Source organism: Streptomyces sp. NPDC055013, assembly GCF_053608645.1.
This window is the reverse complement of sequence record NZ_JBSGVW010000007.1, coordinates 100923-116714: the sequence shown is the minus strand read 5'-3', so window position 1 is coordinate 116714 and position 15792 is coordinate 100923. Positions and strand designations below refer to the sequence as shown.

Genomic DNA, 15792 nt, shown 5'->3' with positions numbered 1-15792 from the left:
GAGCGCGACCAGCCACCCACCACCCCGCAGCCGAAGACGATCCGCACCACCCCGAACCCCACCCAGGAGCAACCCGTGTACGAACTCAGAAACGTCACCAAGCGCTACACCCGAGGCAAGGACACCGTCCACGCCCTCGACGGAGTCGACCTCACCATCGCCGACGGTGACCGGCTCGTCATCCAGGGCCCCACCGGCGGCGGCAAGTCCACCCTCCTTCAGATGATCGGCGCCCTGGACCGGCCGACCTCCGGCGAGGTCGTGCTCGACGGCACCGACCTGGCCAAGCTGTCCGAGACCCGGCTGACAAGGGTCCGCAGCGAGAACATCGGCTTCGTCTTCCAGTCCTTCAACCTCATCCCCACCCTCACCGCACAGGAGAACGTGGAGACCGCCCTCGTCCCCCTCGGGGTCAAGACGAAGGCGCGGCGCGAACGGGCCGCCGAGGCCCTGAACTCCGTAGGCCTGGGCGAGCGGCTCGGGCACCTCCCGTCCGAGATGTCCGGCGGCCAGCAGCAGCGCGTCGCCATCGCCCGAGCACTCGTCAAGCAGCCGAAGGTGCTGCTCGCCGACGAACCCACCGGAAACCTCGACGAGTCGATGCGCGACGAGATCATGGACGTACTCGAACGCATGTGGAAGGAGCTCGGGTTGACCTTCATCATGGTCACCCACGACTCCGCGATCGCGAAAAAGGCCCCGCGACTGGCGACCATCCGCAAGGGACGGATCACTGTCAAGGAGAACGCGCGGGCGTAACCCGGCGACTGCGTAACGGAGTTCGCGCCGTCGCGTAACAGTCGGCCGGCGGGCTTCTTGCCTTCTTCTCATCTCTTGAGGTGTCTGATCGCCCCTCGGCATACTCCGTATTCCGGGGGGCGGCGCGCATGCGTACGGGACCACCCCCGGCCGGGTGAACGGGCACACTCGCCCGGACCTTCTGCAAGGGGGAAACTTGCGCAGACAAGTCAAGAGAGTATGTGCGGCCTCTGTCGCCACGGCGGCCGCCGTGGCCCTCGCCGCGGGAATGACCAGCCCGGCGTCGGCCGAACCGGAACAGCGCCCGTCCGGCGCCGCCGCCTCGCTCACGTCCCCCCACCGCATCACCCTGATCACGGGTGACCGGGTCTCCGTCGACTCCAAGGGTCGCGTGGTCGGCCTGGAGCGGGCGAAGGGACGCGAGCACATACCCGTACAGACCCGCAAGGTCGACGGACGCACGCTGGTGATACCGGCCGACGCGGCCCGACTGGTCGCCACCGGCCGGCTCGACCAGCGGCTGTTCGACATCTCCGAGCTCAACAAGTCCGCGAGCCGCGCCTCCCAGGCCAAGGGCCTGAAGGTCATCGTCGGCTACCGGGGCGCCGCAGCCGACGCCAAGGCGGACGTCCGGGACGCTGGCAAGCTCCGCCGGACCCTGAAGTCCCTGAACGCGGACGCGGTGCAGACCCCGCACCAGGACACGCCGGAACTGTGGGACGCGCTCACCAACGGCGACAAGGCGGCCTCCGGCATCGCGCACGTCTGGCTCGACGGCGTCCGCAAGGCCAGCCTCGACAAGTCCGTGGCGCAGATCGGCGCCCCCAAGGCGTGGGCGGCCGGCTACGACGGCAAGGGCGTCAAGATCGCCGTCCTGGACACCGGCGTCGACGCGACCCACCCGGACCTCAAGGACCAGGTCGTCGCGGCCAGGAACTTCACCCCCGCCGCCACCGCCGAGGACAAGGTCGGCCACGGCACGCACGTCGCGTCCATCGCGGCGGGCACCGGCGCCAAGTCCGGGGGTAAGTACAAGGGAGTCGCGCCCGGCGCCGACATCCTCAACGGCAAGGTCCTCGACGACAACGGCTTCGGCGACGACTCCGGCATCCTCGCCGGCATGGAGTGGGCGGCCGAACAGGGCGCCCAGGTCGTCAACATGAGCCTGGGCGGCGGAGACACCCCGGAGATCGACCCGCTGGAGGCGACGGTCAACAAGCTGTCCGCCGAGAAGGGCATCCTCTTCGCGATCGCGGCGGGCAACTCCGGCCCGGAGACGGTCGGTTCGCCCGGCAGCGCGGACGCCGCGCTCACCGTCGGCGCCGTCGACGACAAGGACGTCCTCGCGCCGTGGTCCAGCACCGGCCCCCGGCTCGGCGACGGCGCGATCAAGCCGGACGTGACCGCGCCGGGCGTGGCCATCACGGCGGCGTCCGCCAAGGGCAGCCTCATCGAGCAGGAGGTCGGCGAGAACCCGCCCGGCTACCTGACCATCGACGGCACCTCCATGGCGACCCCGCATGTCGCGGGCGCGGCGGCGATCCTCAAGCAGCAGCACCCGGACTGGACGTACGCCGAGCTCAAGGGTGCTCTCACCGGGTCCACCAAGGGCGGCAAGTACACGCCGTTCCAGCAGGGTTCGGGCCGTATCCAGGTCGACAAGGCCATCGAGCAGACCCTGATCGCCGACCCGGTGTCGGTGAGCTTCGGTACGCAGCAGTGGCCGCACACCGACGACAAGCCCGTCACCAAGGAGCTGACGTACCGCAACCTCGGTACGAAGGACGTCACGCTCCAGCTCGCCGCGACGGCCACCGACCCCAAGGGCCAGGCGGCTCCGGCCGGCTTCTTCAAGCTCGGCGCCACGAACGTGACGGTCCCGGCGGGCGGCAAGGCCTCCGTCGACTTCACCGTCGACACCAAGCTCGGCGGCACGGTCGACGGCGCCTACTCCGCGTACGTGACGGCGACGGGCGGTGGGCAGAGTGTCCGTACGGCCGCCGCGGTGCAGCGTGAGATCGAGTCGTACGACGTCACCGTCAAGCACATCGGCAAGGACGGCAAGCCTGCCCCCGAGTACCTCACCGACCTGATCGGCTACTCGGGTCTGGCGACGGACCGTGGCTTCCAGGTGCCGGTCACCGAGGCCGGCGTCACCAAGATGCGGCTGCCCAAGGGCACGTATCTGATGGATGCCTGGATCGCCAAGGACTGGGTGAACTTCGAGGGTGGCCTCGACTGGGTCGTCCAGCCGAAGCTGAGCGTCACCAAGAACACGTCCGTGACGATCGACGCCCGCACCACCGAGTCGGCCGACATCACCGTGCCGGACGCGCAGGCCAAGCAGCTGCTCGCCGGCACCAACTATTTCTACGCCCCGGCGGGCATCGGCATCGGCGTCGGCCTCGACTCCTTCGCCAAACTGCGCCTCGCGCACCTCGGCCCGGAGATCCCGAGCGGCCTGACCCAGACCTGGAACGGGCAGTGGACCAAGGGGGACACCGCCGAGTACGACGTGGCCACCACCGCCAAGATCAAGAAGATCCAGGGCGACAAGGTCCGCCACTTCAAGGCGGGCGAGCTCGCCAAGGTGAAGAACGACCTGGGTGCCTCGGCTCCGGGCAAGAGCGGCTCGCTGATGCCCCTGGGGGTCTTCCCCGAGGACGTCGTGTTCGGCGCGCCCATCGAGCAGAAGCTGCCGGGCTCGCGCACGCTGTACCTGTCCACGTCGGACAAGGTCCAGTGGACGTGGGACTTCCAGCAGTACGCAGGCAAGGACGCGGACGGCTTCCCGGTCGTCGACGCGTTCTACACGCTGGGCACTCCGCAGACCTTCAAGGCGGGCCAGAGCTACACGAAGACCTTCAACACGGCGGTCTTCGGCCCGCACGTCAACAAGGACTTCGGCCTGTTCCGTGAGGGCAACGACCTGTACGGCTTCCTGCCGCTGTTCGCGGACGCGAGCAAGCACGCCGGCTCGTCGGACTTCACGGCGGTGACCACGAACCTGTACCGCAACGGCACCAAGCTCGCCTCCAACGACGATCCGCTGTTCGGCGAGCAGGCCTTCAAGGTTCCGGCCGCCGACGCCGAGTACAAGCTGACGACCTCGGTCAAGCGGAGCGTCAAGGTCGCGGCCGCCTCCACGCGGATCGACGCGAGCTGGACCTTCCGCTCCAAGAAGTCGACCGCCGACCGGGTCACGCTCCCGGCCTCCACGGTCCGCTTCGGCGCCAAGACGGGCCTGGACAGCCGGGTCGAGGCCGACAAGAAGGTGACGTTCCCGGTCACCGTCGCGGGCGCGGCCGCGGGCAGCAACCTCAAGTCGCTGCACGTGTACGTGTCGTACGACTACGGCCAGACCTGGAAGAAGCTCGACGTCAAGAACGGCAAGATCACCGTGAAGAACCCGGCGAAGGGCAAAGCCGTCTCCTTCCACGCCAAGGTCGCCGACAAGAAGGGCAACAAGGCGACGATCTCGATCTACAACGCGTACTACGCCAAGTGAGCCTCGATTAGTCGGCTGAGCCGATAGCGAACCGCCCGCCGGAAGTGCAGCTTCCGGCGGGCGGTTCGTGTTTCCGTGAGGCCATGACGGCTCACACGGTGGAATACATCCGGTACCGCATCCCCGAGCAGAGGTCGGCCGAGTTCCTGGCCGCCTACACCCGCGCCGCGACCCAGCTGGCCGCGTCCCCGCACTGCGTGGACTACGAACTCGCCCGCTGCGAGGACGACTTCGAGCACTTCATCCTGCGGATCACCTGGACGTCGACCCAGGACCACATGGAGGGCTTCCGCGAGTCGGAGCTGTTCGCCGACTTCCTCGCCGAGATCCGCCCTTACATCCCGCACATCCAGGAGATGCGCCACTACAAGCCGACGACGGTGCGGGGCGCGGGCGCGTCGGTGCCGACGCTGTACGCCTGGGCGGGCGGCGCCGAGGCATTCGCCCGTCTGACCTCGGCCTTCTACGACAAGGTCCTCAAGGACGACCTCCTGGCCCCGCTGTTCGCCGACCTCGACCCGGCTCACGCGGAACACGTGGCCCTGTGGCTCGGCGAGGTCTTCGGCGGCCCGCCCGCCTACTCCGAGACCCAGGGCGGCCACGGCCACATGGTCGCCAAACACATGGGCCGCGGCATCACCGAGCCCCAGCGCCGCCGCTGGGTCAACCTCATCCAGGACGCCGCCGACGAGGCCGGCCTGCCGACGGACGCGGAGTTCCGCTCGGCGTTCCTGGCGTACGTGGAGTGGGGGACCCGACTGGCGGTGTACTTCTCGGGCCCGGACGCGGTGCCGCCGGCGGAACAGCCGGTGCCGAAGTGGCACTGGGGGGTCATGCCGCCGTATCAGGGGTGATGCGCAGCGCGGGGCCTCAGCCGCCGCTGCCGTACGGCCTCGTCAGGATCTCCAGGTTGTGGCCGTTCGGGTCCTCGAAGTACGTGCCGCGGCCGCCGTCGTTGTGGTTGATCTCGCCGGGGCGGCGGTGGTGGGGGTCGGCCCAGAAGGGCAGGCCGGCCTCCCGGATCCGGCCGAAGATGGTGTCGAAGTCGTCTTCCGACACCAGGAACGCGTAGTGCTGCGTCGTGATGGTGCCGGGTGAGTCCAGGTAGTCCAGGGTCACACCGTTGGGGATCTCGACCGGGATGAAGGGGCCGTACTGCGGGCTCACCTCCAGGCCCAGGATGTCGGCGAGAAACCGGGCCGAGGCCTTCTTGTCGTGCGCGGCGACGATGGTGTGGTTGAGCTGGACGGTCATCGGGGGCTGCCTCCTCGTGTGCACGGTTCGGACGGGCTCCTGTTTTCACGCTAGGCAGGGCTGCCGTTCGGCACATCGGTCCTGAGGAGGGGGCCGGGCTACTCCTTCGGTACTCGGCCTTCCGCCGTCCACGGGCGGGTCGGGGGAGGGCCCCGGAGCGGTGCGGCTCCGGGGCCCTCGGGGCGCGTCAGCGCGGCCGTGTCAGATCGTCGCCGTGTCGATCACGAAGCGGTACCGCACGTCGCTGTTCAGCACCCGCTCGTACGCCTCGTTGATCTCGGAGGCGGCGATCAGCTCGATCTCGGCGCCCAGTCCGTGCTCGGCGCAGAAGTCCAGCATCTCCTGGGTCTCCCGGATGCCGCCGATGCCGGAGCCGGCGAGGGTCTTGCGGCCGCCGATCACCGAGAAGAGGTTGAGGGCGACGGGCTCCTCGGGCGCGCCGACGTTCACGAACGCGCCGTCGGTCCTGAGGAGGGACAGGAACCGGTCCAGGTTCAGCGGAGCCGAGACCGTGGACAGGATCAGGTCGAAGGAGCCGCGCAGTTCCTCGAAGGTCTTCGGGTCGCTGGTGGCGTAGTAGTGGTGCGCGCCCAGCTTCAGCCCGTCGTCCTTCTTGCGCAGGGACTGCGACAGGACCGTCACCTCGGCGCCGAGCGCGTGCGCGATCTTCACGCCCATGTGGCCGAGGCCGCCCATGCCGAGGATCGCGACCTTCTTGCCGGGGCCGGCGTTCCAGTGCCTGAGCGGGGAGTACGTGGTGATGCCGGCGCACAGGAGCGGCGCGGCGACGTCCAGGGAGAGGCCGTCGGGGATGCGGACGACGAAGTTCTCGTCGACGACGACCTTCTGCGAGTAGCCGCCGTAGGTGGGCTCGCCGTCCTTGCCGACCGCGTTGTACGTGCCGACGTTGCCGCCGGTGCAGTACTGCTCCAGGCCGGCCTTGCAGTTATCGCACTCACGGCAGGAGTCGACCAGGCAGCCGACGCCCACACGGTCGCCGACCTGGTACTTGGTGACCCCGGAGCCGACCTCGGAGACGATGCCCGCGATCTCGTGACCGGGCACCATCGGGAAGATCGCCTCGCCCCAGCCCTCACGGGCCTGGTGGATGTCGGAGTGGCAGATACCGGCGAACTTGATGTCGATCTGGACGTCGAACTCGCCGGCCTCGCGGCGCTCGATGGTGGTGCGCTCCAGCGGAGCCTTGGCGGCGGGTGCTGCGTATGCGGCAACGGTGGTCATGCCGGGTTCTCCTAGCGGGGTTCTGCGCCCGGCTGCCTTCTGGTCTGGTTCTGCTTCCGTCCGGGCACGCCATTCAGCCTGGTGGAGGGCGTGGAAAGTACCCAGACCCCGGTTGTTCGTATGTCCGCGGGTCCTACCACTGACGGGGACAGGCTGGTGTGCGTACGACCGGGAATACTTGAGGCATGGACGAAAAGCCCGAATCGATGAGGGGAGCCGCCGACACCGGCGCAGGCCTGGACCCGCGCGCCGAGCTCAGCGAGTTTCTGCGCACCCGGCGCGCCCGGCTGAAGCCGGAGGACGTCGGGCTGCCGGATTTCGGGCGGCACCGCAGGGTGCCGGGGCTGCGGCGCGAGGAGCTGGCACAGCTGGCCGGGGTGTCCGTGGCGTACTACACGCGCCTGGAGCAGGGCAACGGGCGCAACGTCTCCGCGGAGGTCCTGGACGCCATCGCCCGTGCCCTGCGCCTGAGCGACGCCGAGCACTCCCACCTCACGCATCTCGCGAAGCCGAAGCAGCACAAGAAGAAGCCGGCCGCGCGGACGCAGCAGGTGCGGCCGGCACTGCGGCAGCTGCTGGACTCGATCGACGGCGTCCCCGCGTACGTCTCGGGCCGCCGCTCGGACATCCTCGCCTGGAACCGGATGGCGGCGGCGGTCTTCGGCGACTGGTCGGAGCTGCCGGTGCAGGAGCGGAACTGGGCGCGGCTGGTGTTCCTGAAGCCGGAGTACCGCGATCTGTTCGTGGAGTGGGACCAGAAGGCGTCCGACATGGTCGCCTTCCTGCGCATGGACGCCGGCTGCCACTCCGACGACCCGCGACTGTCGGCGCTGATCGGTGAACTCTCCCTCAAGAGCGAGGAGTTCCGGCGGTTGTGGGCCAACCACGACGTCAAGGAGAAGAGCTACGGCGTCAAGCGCCTGCGGCACCCCCTGGTGGGCGAACTGACCCTGAACTTCGAGTCGTTCCGTCTGTCCGACGGCACGGAACAGGTCCTGATCACGTACCACGCGGAGCCGGGGTCACCGTCGGCGGAGGCGCTGAGGCTGCTGGCGAGCTGGGGCGCGGACGCGACGAAGGCGGGTACGCCGGCGCCGTAGGGGGAAGGGAGGACGGGAGGGGCGGGACCGGTCGGACGACGCCCAGCCCGGACGTCTGCGTCTACGGCTTTCGGCCCTCGACCGCCGACGCGACATCGTCCAGGTCCTTCGCGATGGCCTTGCGCACCGCCCGCGCCCCCACGCCGCCGAGAATCTTCGCGAGCAGTCCCGCGAAGCCACCGGAGCCCGCGACGGGCTCGCCCGAGAACGTCATGCGGACGGTCGTCGCCGACGGCCCGTCCGCGAGAAGCACCCACTCCGAGACGTAGTGGGTTCCGTGCGACTCGGCCTCCACGACATACCGCTCGGGCGGCTCGCAGGCGGTCACCCACATCTCCTCGGTGGCCTCCTTCCCGAACATCTTCCGGGTCTCGCGCCACCGCGTACCGACGCCGAAGGCGCCGTCCGTGAGCACCTCGACCTTCGTCACCCCGGTGAGCATGCGCTCCATACCCCGAAGGTCGGTCACGGCCTCCCACACAGGGCCCTGACCTGCGGCGATATGTCGCTCCACGACGACGCTTGTGTTGGTCATGCCCTCCATGAAAGCAGCAGGGTCCGACAATCGCGCGGGAGACCGGTTGCCGCCCTACGCTCGTAGAAGGAGGAAGGTCACGGAGGTGACAGCCATGCGTGCCTCGCTGATACAGCTCTCCGTGGACTCGTCGGATTCCGCCGACGAGCGCCGCCGGAGGGCAGCTTCGCTGGTCCGCGAGCGGAGGGGCGACGATCTGGTGGTCCTGCCCGAGTTGTGGACGGCCGGCGCGTGGTCGTACGACGGTTGGGAGCGTGATGCCGAAGCGGCCGACGGCCCCACTGCCGAGGCCATGTCCGCCGCCGCACGCCAGGCCGGCACGTGGCTCCACGCCGGATCTATCGTCGAGCGGGACGGGGACGGGACGCTGTACAACACCGCTCTCCTCTTCGACCGCTCCGGCGACCTGCGGGGTCGCTATCGCAAGATCCACCGGTACGGCTTCGACACCGGCGAGGCGACCCTGATGGGCGGTGGCGACGACATCGTCACCGTCCCCACCGACTTCGGCGTGATCGGCCTCGCCATCTGCTACGACCTGCGCTTCCCCGAACTCTTCCGGGGGCTGCTCGACGCGGGCGCGGAGCTGATCGTGGTGCCCGCCGCATGGCCGGCGGCTCGTCTCAGCCATTGGCATCTCCTCACCCGCACGAGGGCCCTGGAGGAGCAGGTCTTCCTCCTGGCCTGCTGCGCGACCGGTGAGCACGGCGGCATGCGGCAGGGCGGACACAGCATGGCCGTCGACCCGTGGGGGACCGTGCTGGGCGAGGCCGGCACCGCGCAGGAGACGCTGACGGTGGACTGCGACATGACCCAGGTCGCCCGAATCCGCTCCGAACTCCCCGTACTGCGCGACCGCGTCCTGGCCATTGCAGCCCCTGGAGGGCGGTGACCTGTGCGGTCGCCGCCCTCTGATGAAGCGAGTCGCGGGGGTGGCCCGCGTTGTCATGGCAGTTACTTCGGGTCGTCGTTGAACTTCGAGGTCGACCAGAAGTAGCCGAGCACCGCGAGGCCCAGGCACCAGGCCACGGCCAGCCATCCGTTGTGTCCGATCTCGCTGCCGAGGAGCAGTCCGCGCAGGGTTTCGATGGCCGGGGTGAAGGGCTGGTACTCGGCGACCGGCTGGAACCAGCCCGGCATGGCGTCGATGGGCACGAAGGCGCTGGACAGGAGGGGCAGCAGGATCAGGGGCATCGCCTGGTTGCTGGCGGCCTCGGCGTTCGGGCTGGACAGGCCCATGCCGACCGCGATCCAGGTGAGTGCCGTGGCGAAGAGCACCAGCAGTCCGAACGCGGCGAGCCACTCCAGGACGGTGGCGTCGGTGGAGCGGAAGCCGATGGCCACACCGACGGCGCCGACGAGGACCACGCTGGTGATCGACTGCAGCACGCTGCCGATGACGTGTCCGATGAGGACCGATCCGCGGTGGATGGCCATGGTGCGGAAGCGGGCGATGATGCCCTCGGTCATGTCGGTGGCGACGGATACGGCGGTGCCGATGGTGGTGCTGCCGATGGTCATCAGCAGCAGGCCGGGAACGATGTAGGCGATGTACTTCGAGCGGTCCGCGCCGCCGCCGCCGATGCCCGCGCTCATGGTGTCGCCGAAGATGTAGACGAAGAGCAGCAGGAGCATGATCGGGGTGAGCAGCAGGTTCAGGGTGAGGGAGGGGTAGCGCCTCGCGTGCAGGAGGTTGCGGCGCAGCATGGTGGTGGAGTCGCGTACGGCGAGGGAGAGGGAGCTCATCGGACGTTCTCCTTGGACTGGTTCGGCTGGTTCGGCTGGGTCGGCTGGTTGGGGATGGCGGTGCCGCTGGTCAGGGCGAAGAAGACGTCGTCGAGGTCGGGGGTGTGGACGGTGAGTTCGTCGGCTTCGATGCCGGCGGCGTCGAGCCAGTCGAGGATGGAGCGCAGCTCGCGCTGGCTGCCGTCGCTGGGGATCTGCAGGGCGAGGGCGTCGTCGTTCCGGGTGGCTTCCCGCAGTGCGGTGGCGGCGTGCTGGTAGGTGGCCGGGTCGGTGAAGCGGAGCCGGATGTGTCCGCCGGGGATGAGCCGCTTGAGCTCTTCGGCGGTGCCCTCGGCGGCGATCTTCCCGTTGTTGAGCACGGCGATACGGTCGGCGAGTTCGTCGGCCTCCTCCAGGTACTGCGTGGTGAGGAAGACGGTGACGCCGCCGGAGACGAGTTCGCGGATGATCTGCCACATGTTGTGCCGGGAGCGCGGGTCGAGGCCGGTGGTCGGCTCGTCGAGGAAGATGATCCGCGGGTTGCCGACCAGGGTCATGGCGATGTCCAGGCGCCGCTTCATGCCGCCGGAGTAGGTGGAGGCGGGCTTCTTCGCGGCCTCGGTGAGGTCGAAGCGTTCCAGCAACTCGGCGGCGACGTGCCGTCCTTCGCGTTTGGACAGGTGGTGCAGGTCCGCCATGAGGAGCATGTTCTCCTCGCCGGTGATCAGGCCGTCGACGGCGGAGAACTGCCCGGTGACGCCGATCGCGGCCCGTACGGCCTGCGGGTCGGCGGCGAGGTCGTGACCCGCGACCCGGGCCTGTCCGCCGTCGGCGGTGATGAGGGTGGACAGGATCTTCACGGCGGTGGTCTTGCCGGCCCCGTTCGGACCGAGCAGGGAGAAGACCGTTCCTTCCGGGACGGCCACGTCGATGCCGTCGAGGACCAGTTTGTCCCCGTAGGACTTGCGCAGCCCGTTCGCCGCGATGGCCACGTTGGTCATGAGGTGTGCTCCTTCTACAGGCTGCGGACGGTTCAGAGGCTTCGGGCGGTTCAGAGGCTTCGGGCGGTGACGTCGCCGTAGGCGGTGGTCGCGTGGATGTTCAGGTCGGCGGCGGCGCCCTCGGCGTTCTTGAGCGTGTTGTGGATCCGGCCGTACGTGGTGCCGGCGTCCAGGGAGGCGGAGACCCCGCGGGCGGCGCCGACCGAGATCGCGCCGTGCTCGGTGCGCAGCGTGACGGTGCCGCGCACGGCTTCGGTGATGTGGAGGTCGCCCTTCAGGGTGCTGATCTCCGCCGGTCCGGTGAGGAGGCCGACCGTGATGTCGCCGGCCTGCAGGGTGAGGCGTGCGCCGGCGGTCTCGTCGAGCTTGACCGTGCCCTGTGCGCCTTCGAAGGCGACGTCGCCGAGCCGTCCGACGCCGCGGAGTTCGGCGGCGGCCGCCTTCGCCTCGACGCGGGAGCCGACGGGCAGTTGGACCGTCACCTCGATCGACCCGGAGGCGCCGAGGATCCGGTTCGTCGCCGCCGGGACCTGGATGCGCAGGACGCCGTCGCCGTAGGCGACCTCGGTCTGCTCCGCCGCCTGCACGTCGCGGCTCTTGGAGGGGTCCGCGGGCAGGACCTCGACGGTGGTGTCGGCCCGGTCGGCGGCGATGAGGCGGATGCGTCCGGCGGGGATGTCGAGGACGGCGGAGACGGGGGCGGGGGTGTCGAACTTCTGCATCGTGCTCTCCTTGACTCGCTGTTTCCGATGAGGGAAAAGCTACGTTGCATTCAAGGATCACGCAATCAAGTCGTTGCGCATTGATGTCATTAATGCAGGTCAAGCATGCAATTTCGTTGCAACGGTCTTCAGCTTAATGCAACAACACTAGCTCGCTCGTTGCAATGGAATGGAGGTGAACGCTATGCTGGGCGGCACCAGAAAGTGCGAAGGAGAACGTGGTGCCCGGAGGCAGACTCACCCAGCAGGAACGCCAGCAGATCGCGCTGGGACTGGCCGACGGCCTCGCCTACGCGGAGATCGCCAGACGCCTCGACCGTCCGACCTCGACGGTCACGCGCGAGGTGATGCGCAACGGCGGCCCGACCGCCTACCGCTCCGACCTCGCCCACCGCGCCACCGAACGCCGCGCCCACCGGCGCAGGCAGGCCGCCCCCCGGGGATCGGAGGCACCCCCGCAGGCCCACGGACGCGACGCCGAGGCCGTACACGAGTACGAGGAGCTGCTCACGACCGTCTTCATGCAGTCGGGCATGCCCAAGATGATGTCGAGGGTGATGGCCTGCCTCACCATCACCGATGCGGGCAGCCTCACCGCGTCCGAACTCGTGCAGCGCCTTCAGGTCAGCCCGGCGTCCATCTCCAAGGCGATCACGTTCCTCGACAGCCAGGGCTTCGTCCGCCGGGAACGCGACGACCGCCGCCGCGAGCGCTACGTCGTCGACGACGACGTCTGGTACGAATCGCTGATGGCCAGCGCCCGCGCCATCGCCCAGGTCGTCGTGACGGCACGGCAGGGCGTCGGCGTCCTCGGCCCTGGCACCCCGGCCGCCACCCGCCTCGACAACATCGCCCGCTTCCTCGACTTCGTCTCCGAAAGCACGGCACGCGCCGCGGAGCAGGCGCGGGAGGTCCTCTACACGAAGCCCGCGACGACCGCGGACGGGACTGCCGGGTCGGAGGGGAGGGGTGAAAGCGGCTGACGGAGGCCGGTGGACTCGGAATCCGGACTCCGAATCGGACTCGGAATCGCCTGGCCCCCTCATGCGTTGAGGGAGGTGGGCATGGGATGCCGGTGTGTGCGAGCAGAGCAGCCCGAGTGACCGAGCGGACCGATATTGGAGGGCCACGATGGCTGCGCAGACGCAGAGGGCCGTGCTGGCGGGCGGATGCTTCTGGGGGATGGAGGAGCTGATCCGCCGACTGCCGGGCGTGACGGCGACCCGGGTGGGCTACACCGGGGGCGACGTGCCGAACGCGACGTACCGTAACCACGGCACGCACGCGGAGGCGATCGAGATCCTTTACGACCCTTCGCAGACGGACTACCGCGCGCTTTTGGAGTTCTTCTTCCAGATCCACGACCCGAGCACGAAGAACCGCCAGGGCAACGACATGGGCCTCAGCTACCGCTCGGCGATCTACTACGTGGACGACGAGCAGAAGCGGATCGCCGAGGACACGATCGCGGATGTGGACGCCTCCGGCCTGTGGCCCGGCAAGGTCGTCACCGAGGTCGAGCCGGTGGGCCCCTTCTGGGAGGCCGAGCCCGAGCACCAGGACTATCTGCAGCGGTACCCGGAGGGCTACACCTGCCACTTCCCGCGCCCGGGATGGCGGCTGCCCGCCCGCGCCGAGGGCTGACCGCGAGTCGGCCCGGCGGACGGCGGAGCTGACCGGCACAGGCTCCGCCGTTTCCGCGGCACGCCCGGATGAGTACGTCCGTCACCGTGCGTCGCGTAGCCGGAGAAGGTACGTCGCGGTCACCGCAACGGCACGGTCCCCGTCCTGCGACAGCTCCACGAGGGCATCCGAAGCCGTGCTCCCCGGGATGTCCGCCAGCGCCTGCGTCAGCCGTACGCGTGCGGCCGCTTCGGTGGTGTCGTGGGCGAGGCGGTCGACGAGCCCGGTGGCGATCTGATCCACGGAGATCTGATCCATGGCGATCCGATCCACGGCGATCCGATCCACGGCGGTCGGATCCACCGTCGCGGCGTCGCTCGCCAGCATGCTCAGTGCGTCGGCGGCATCGGTGTCGTTCCTTCCCGCCACGATCATGTCGATCAGCACCGGGATCGCCTCGGCCACTCCACGCGTCCCGAGCGCCAGAGCCGCATGGCCGCGGACCACCGCATCGGGGTTCGCGAGGGCGTCCCGCAGCCGGGCGGTGGCCTCGTCTCCGGGCATCTCGGCGAGCGACTGGACAGCTCGTTCCCGCACCGCGGCCACCGGTGAGCCGAGTCCCTCCGCCAGCAGCGCCGTGCCGTCGTCCCCCGAACGCGCCAGCGCCCATCGGAGAGCTCCGGCCACGTTCGGCTCAGACTCCCGCAGTACCGCCTCGACCAGGGCTTCCACCGGCACCGGAACCTCGCCGGCCGAGGAGAGGGCCGCGCGCTGGCGGGCGGCGGCGCTCTTCGACCCCAGCGCCTGGAGGAATGCGACGACTTGGAGGACGTCCTCCCAGTCGGCGGGTTCCGCGGCATCGATCCGGCGGAGCCGTGTGAGCAGCTCGGTCTCGGCCGCGATGCGTTCGTGTGTCTGACGGATGAGGTCGTCGACGAGCGCCGAGGGCGTGAAGCCGGGATCGTCGAGCGCGCGTCCGATCTCACGCAGCGACAGCCCCAGCGACCTCAGGCTCTCGATGTGGAAGATCCGCCGGATGTCGTCGCCGGAGTACTCCCGATAGCCGGAGCCCGTACGCCCCGAGGGCCGCAACAGACCGAGCGACTCGTAATGCCTGAGCATGCGGGCACTGACCCCGGACCGTCGCGCCACCTCACCGATCAACACTTCCTATCGTCCCTCCTGGCCGGACCCGCCGAGAGCCACGATGCGCTTCGCCTCCTCGATCGCGAACTCGAACCCGGCATCGGGGTCGTGCAGCAGCCGTTCCGTGGCGAGCGCGTGCGTGCGCACCTGCCGGTCAGCAGTTGTCGCCGCCGTGCGCAGCACCGGCGCAACGGCCTCCCCCAGTGCGACCAGCGCCCTGCTGAGGCTCTGCTGCGTCTCCCGCTCACCGCGCCCGAGCTGTGTCGCCAGTACGGCGGCCAGCCCGGACTCCTCGCCGTCCGGCACGAGCAGGACAGCGGCCCGCCAGGCGCTCCGCGCCACCTCGTCGTCGGCGTCGGACAGAAGCGCCCGCGTGATCGCCGGCCACGCCTGCCGGTCCCCGATCTTGGACAGCGTGTGCAGCGCCTGGCTCCGTGCCTGCGCCCGCTCCGAGCGGACTTCGCGAAGCAGCCGGGGGAGCGTCAGCGACACCGGGTGGCGGGTGAGCGCCCAGGTCAGCATGTCGCGTACGAAGAACTCGGGCTCGACCCTGCATCGCTCGACGAGCTTGTCGACGAAGCGCGGATCCGGCGTCGTGCCGACCGCCAGAGCCGCCCGCAGCCGCACGGACGAACGGCCGTCCTCCAGCGCCCGGAGCGCACGTGTCGCCTCCGTGTCCTGCCGCGTCATGGTCATCGGGACCACCTCCTCGGCGAACAGTGAAGGCCTTGTCACTGTGTCAAGGTCAAAGCCGCACGGACGACTTCGCCCCGTTGCCGGTCCTGAGGACAGGCCCCGTACGCCCGGCATCCGGCGCCGTGCTCAGTCATCCTCCAAGGCCATGCCTCAATCGGGGAGCGGCTGGTCGCTCCCCGATTTCCGATTCAAAGGCCGGCCGGGTTTCGAGGCAGCCAGTCACGGTGGCTGTCACGGAGTTGGTTCCGATCTTCGGGGCTCGTCGCGATGACGTCTGCGCCGCCGTCGTAGGGGTGGTGGAGGCGGCTGAGTCCGCTGTCGGTGATGATCACTCCGCTGAGTACGTCATCCGCGACCTCGCGGAGGATGCCGTCGACCATGCCCGGTCGCCAGCGCCGGCGGTCAGCGTGAAGGTGCGTGTAGCTGTGAAATGCGGGGTCCGCTTCGTCCTCGTAGACCAAGGTCGTCCATCGGGTGCCCT

At 69.3% G+C, this 15792-nt stretch carries 16 protein-coding genes; 7 read left to right on the top strand and 9 right to left on the bottom strand.

The window, feature by feature from the left end:
* Positions 1 to 75: 75 nt before the first annotated feature.
* The 3 genes from ACWGDB_RS11730 (at position 76) to ACWGDB_RS11720 (ending at position 5121) form a co-directional block, all read left to right on the top strand.
* Complete coding sequence (locus tag ACWGDB_RS11730; RefSeq protein WP_453822271.1) at positions 76 to 759, top strand: ABC transporter ATP-binding protein; 684 nt, start codon at positions 76 to 78, stop codon at positions 757 to 759.
* Between the two features lie 268 nt (positions 760 to 1027).
* Positions 1028 to 4267 (top strand): S8 family peptidase, encoded by a 3240-nt coding sequence (locus ACWGDB_RS11725; protein WP_453822398.1) that lies wholly within the window; start codon positions 1028 to 1030, stop codon positions 4265 to 4267.
* An 83-nt stretch (positions 4268 to 4350) separates the two neighbouring features.
* Positions 4351 to 5121: a globin domain-containing protein gene (locus ACWGDB_RS11720; RefSeq protein WP_453822270.1), complete on the top strand. Its 771-nt coding sequence runs from the start codon at positions 4351 to 4353 to the stop codon at positions 5119 to 5121.
* Positions 5122 to 5137: 16 nt separating this feature from the next.
* Here ACWGDB_RS11720 and ACWGDB_RS11715 read toward each other — a convergent pair whose 3' ends face one another.
* Together ACWGDB_RS11715 and ACWGDB_RS11710 are read right to left on the bottom strand one after the other, a co-directional pair.
* Positions 5138 to 5521 carry a VOC family protein gene (locus tag ACWGDB_RS11715; protein WP_389452380.1) on the bottom strand — a complete coding sequence of 128 codons (384 nt, stop codon included), beginning with the start codon at positions 5519 to 5521 and terminating at the stop codon, positions 5138 to 5140.
* Positions 5522 to 5722: 201 nt separating this feature from the next.
* Entirely contained in the window at positions 5723 to 6763 is a 1041-nt protein-coding gene (locus tag ACWGDB_RS11710; RefSeq protein WP_453822269.1) for an NAD(P)-dependent alcohol dehydrogenase, read from the bottom strand.
* 185 nt (positions 6764 to 6948) lie between these two features.
* On the opposite strand from ACWGDB_RS11710, the gene ACWGDB_RS11705 reads away from it, so the two are divergent.
* Entirely contained in the window at positions 6949 to 7863 is a 915-nt protein-coding gene (locus ACWGDB_RS11705; protein ID WP_453822268.1) for a helix-turn-helix domain-containing protein, read from the top strand.
* 61 nt (positions 7864 to 7924) lie between these two features.
* On the opposite strand, the gene ACWGDB_RS11700 is transcribed toward ACWGDB_RS11705, so the two are convergent.
* Entirely contained in the window at positions 7925 to 8398 is a 474-nt protein-coding gene (locus tag ACWGDB_RS11700) for an SRPBCC family protein (protein ID WP_453822267.1), read from the bottom strand.
* A 94-nt stretch (positions 8399 to 8492) separates the two neighbouring features.
* Between ACWGDB_RS11700 and ACWGDB_RS11695 the strand changes: the two genes are divergently transcribed.
* Positions 8493 to 9290 carry a carbon-nitrogen family hydrolase gene (locus ACWGDB_RS11695; protein WP_453822266.1) on the top strand — a complete coding sequence of 266 codons (798 nt, stop codon included), beginning with the start codon at positions 8493 to 8495 and terminating at the stop codon, positions 9288 to 9290.
* 62 nt (positions 9291 to 9352) lie between these two features.
* Here ACWGDB_RS11695 and ACWGDB_RS11690 read toward each other — a convergent pair whose 3' ends face one another.
* From ACWGDB_RS11690 to ACWGDB_RS11680, 3 genes are read right to left on the bottom strand one after another with little or no spacing between them, the layout of a single operon-like run.
* Entirely contained in the window at positions 9353 to 10144 is a 792-nt protein-coding gene (locus tag ACWGDB_RS11690) for an ABC transporter permease (RefSeq protein ID WP_453822265.1), read from the bottom strand.
* On the bottom strand, positions 10141 to 11124 hold the full coding sequence (locus tag ACWGDB_RS11685; RefSeq protein WP_453822264.1) for an ATP-binding cassette domain-containing protein: 984 nt from the start codon (positions 11122 to 11124) through the stop codon (positions 10141 to 10143). The genes ACWGDB_RS11690 and ACWGDB_RS11685 overlap by 4 nt, the downstream gene beginning before the upstream one ends.
* 50 nt (positions 11125 to 11174) lie before the next feature.
* Complete coding sequence (locus ACWGDB_RS11680) at positions 11175 to 11846, bottom strand: DUF4097 family beta strand repeat-containing protein (RefSeq protein WP_453822263.1); 672 nt, start codon at positions 11844 to 11846, stop codon at positions 11175 to 11177.
* A gap of 221 nt (positions 11847 to 12067) precedes the next feature.
* Between ACWGDB_RS11680 and ACWGDB_RS11675 the strand changes: the two genes are divergently transcribed.
* Positions 12068 to 12829, top strand: a complete 762-nt coding sequence (locus ACWGDB_RS11675; protein ID WP_453822262.1) for a helix-turn-helix domain-containing protein — start codon at positions 12068 to 12070, stop codon at positions 12827 to 12829.
* A gap of 148 nt (positions 12830 to 12977) precedes the next feature.
* On the top strand, positions 12978 to 13490 hold the full coding sequence (gene msrA / locus ACWGDB_RS11670) for a peptide-methionine (S)-S-oxide reductase MsrA (RefSeq protein ID WP_383603643.1): 513 nt from the start codon (positions 12978 to 12980) through the stop codon (positions 13488 to 13490).
* A gap of 81 nt (positions 13491 to 13571) precedes the next feature.
* On the opposite strand, the gene ACWGDB_RS11665 is transcribed toward msrA, so the two are convergent.
* The 3 genes from ACWGDB_RS11665 to ACWGDB_RS11655 all read right to left on the bottom strand — a co-directional run bounded on the left by ACWGDB_RS11665 (position 13572) and on the right by ACWGDB_RS11655 (position 15772).
* On the bottom strand, positions 13572 to 14636 hold the full coding sequence (locus ACWGDB_RS11665; protein ID WP_453822261.1) for a MerR family transcriptional regulator: 1065 nt from the start codon (positions 14634 to 14636) through the stop codon (positions 13572 to 13574).
* A gap of 3 nt (positions 14637 to 14639) precedes the next feature.
* Complete coding sequence (locus ACWGDB_RS11660) at positions 14640 to 15311, bottom strand: HEAT repeat domain-containing protein (protein ID WP_453822260.1); 672 nt, start codon at positions 15309 to 15311, stop codon at positions 14640 to 14642.
* Between the two features lie 188 nt (positions 15312 to 15499).
* Entirely contained in the window at positions 15500 to 15772 is a 273-nt protein-coding gene (locus ACWGDB_RS11655; protein ID WP_453822259.1) for a DUF3885 domain-containing protein, read from the bottom strand.
* Between the last annotated feature and the right edge of the window lie 20 nt (positions 15773 to 15792).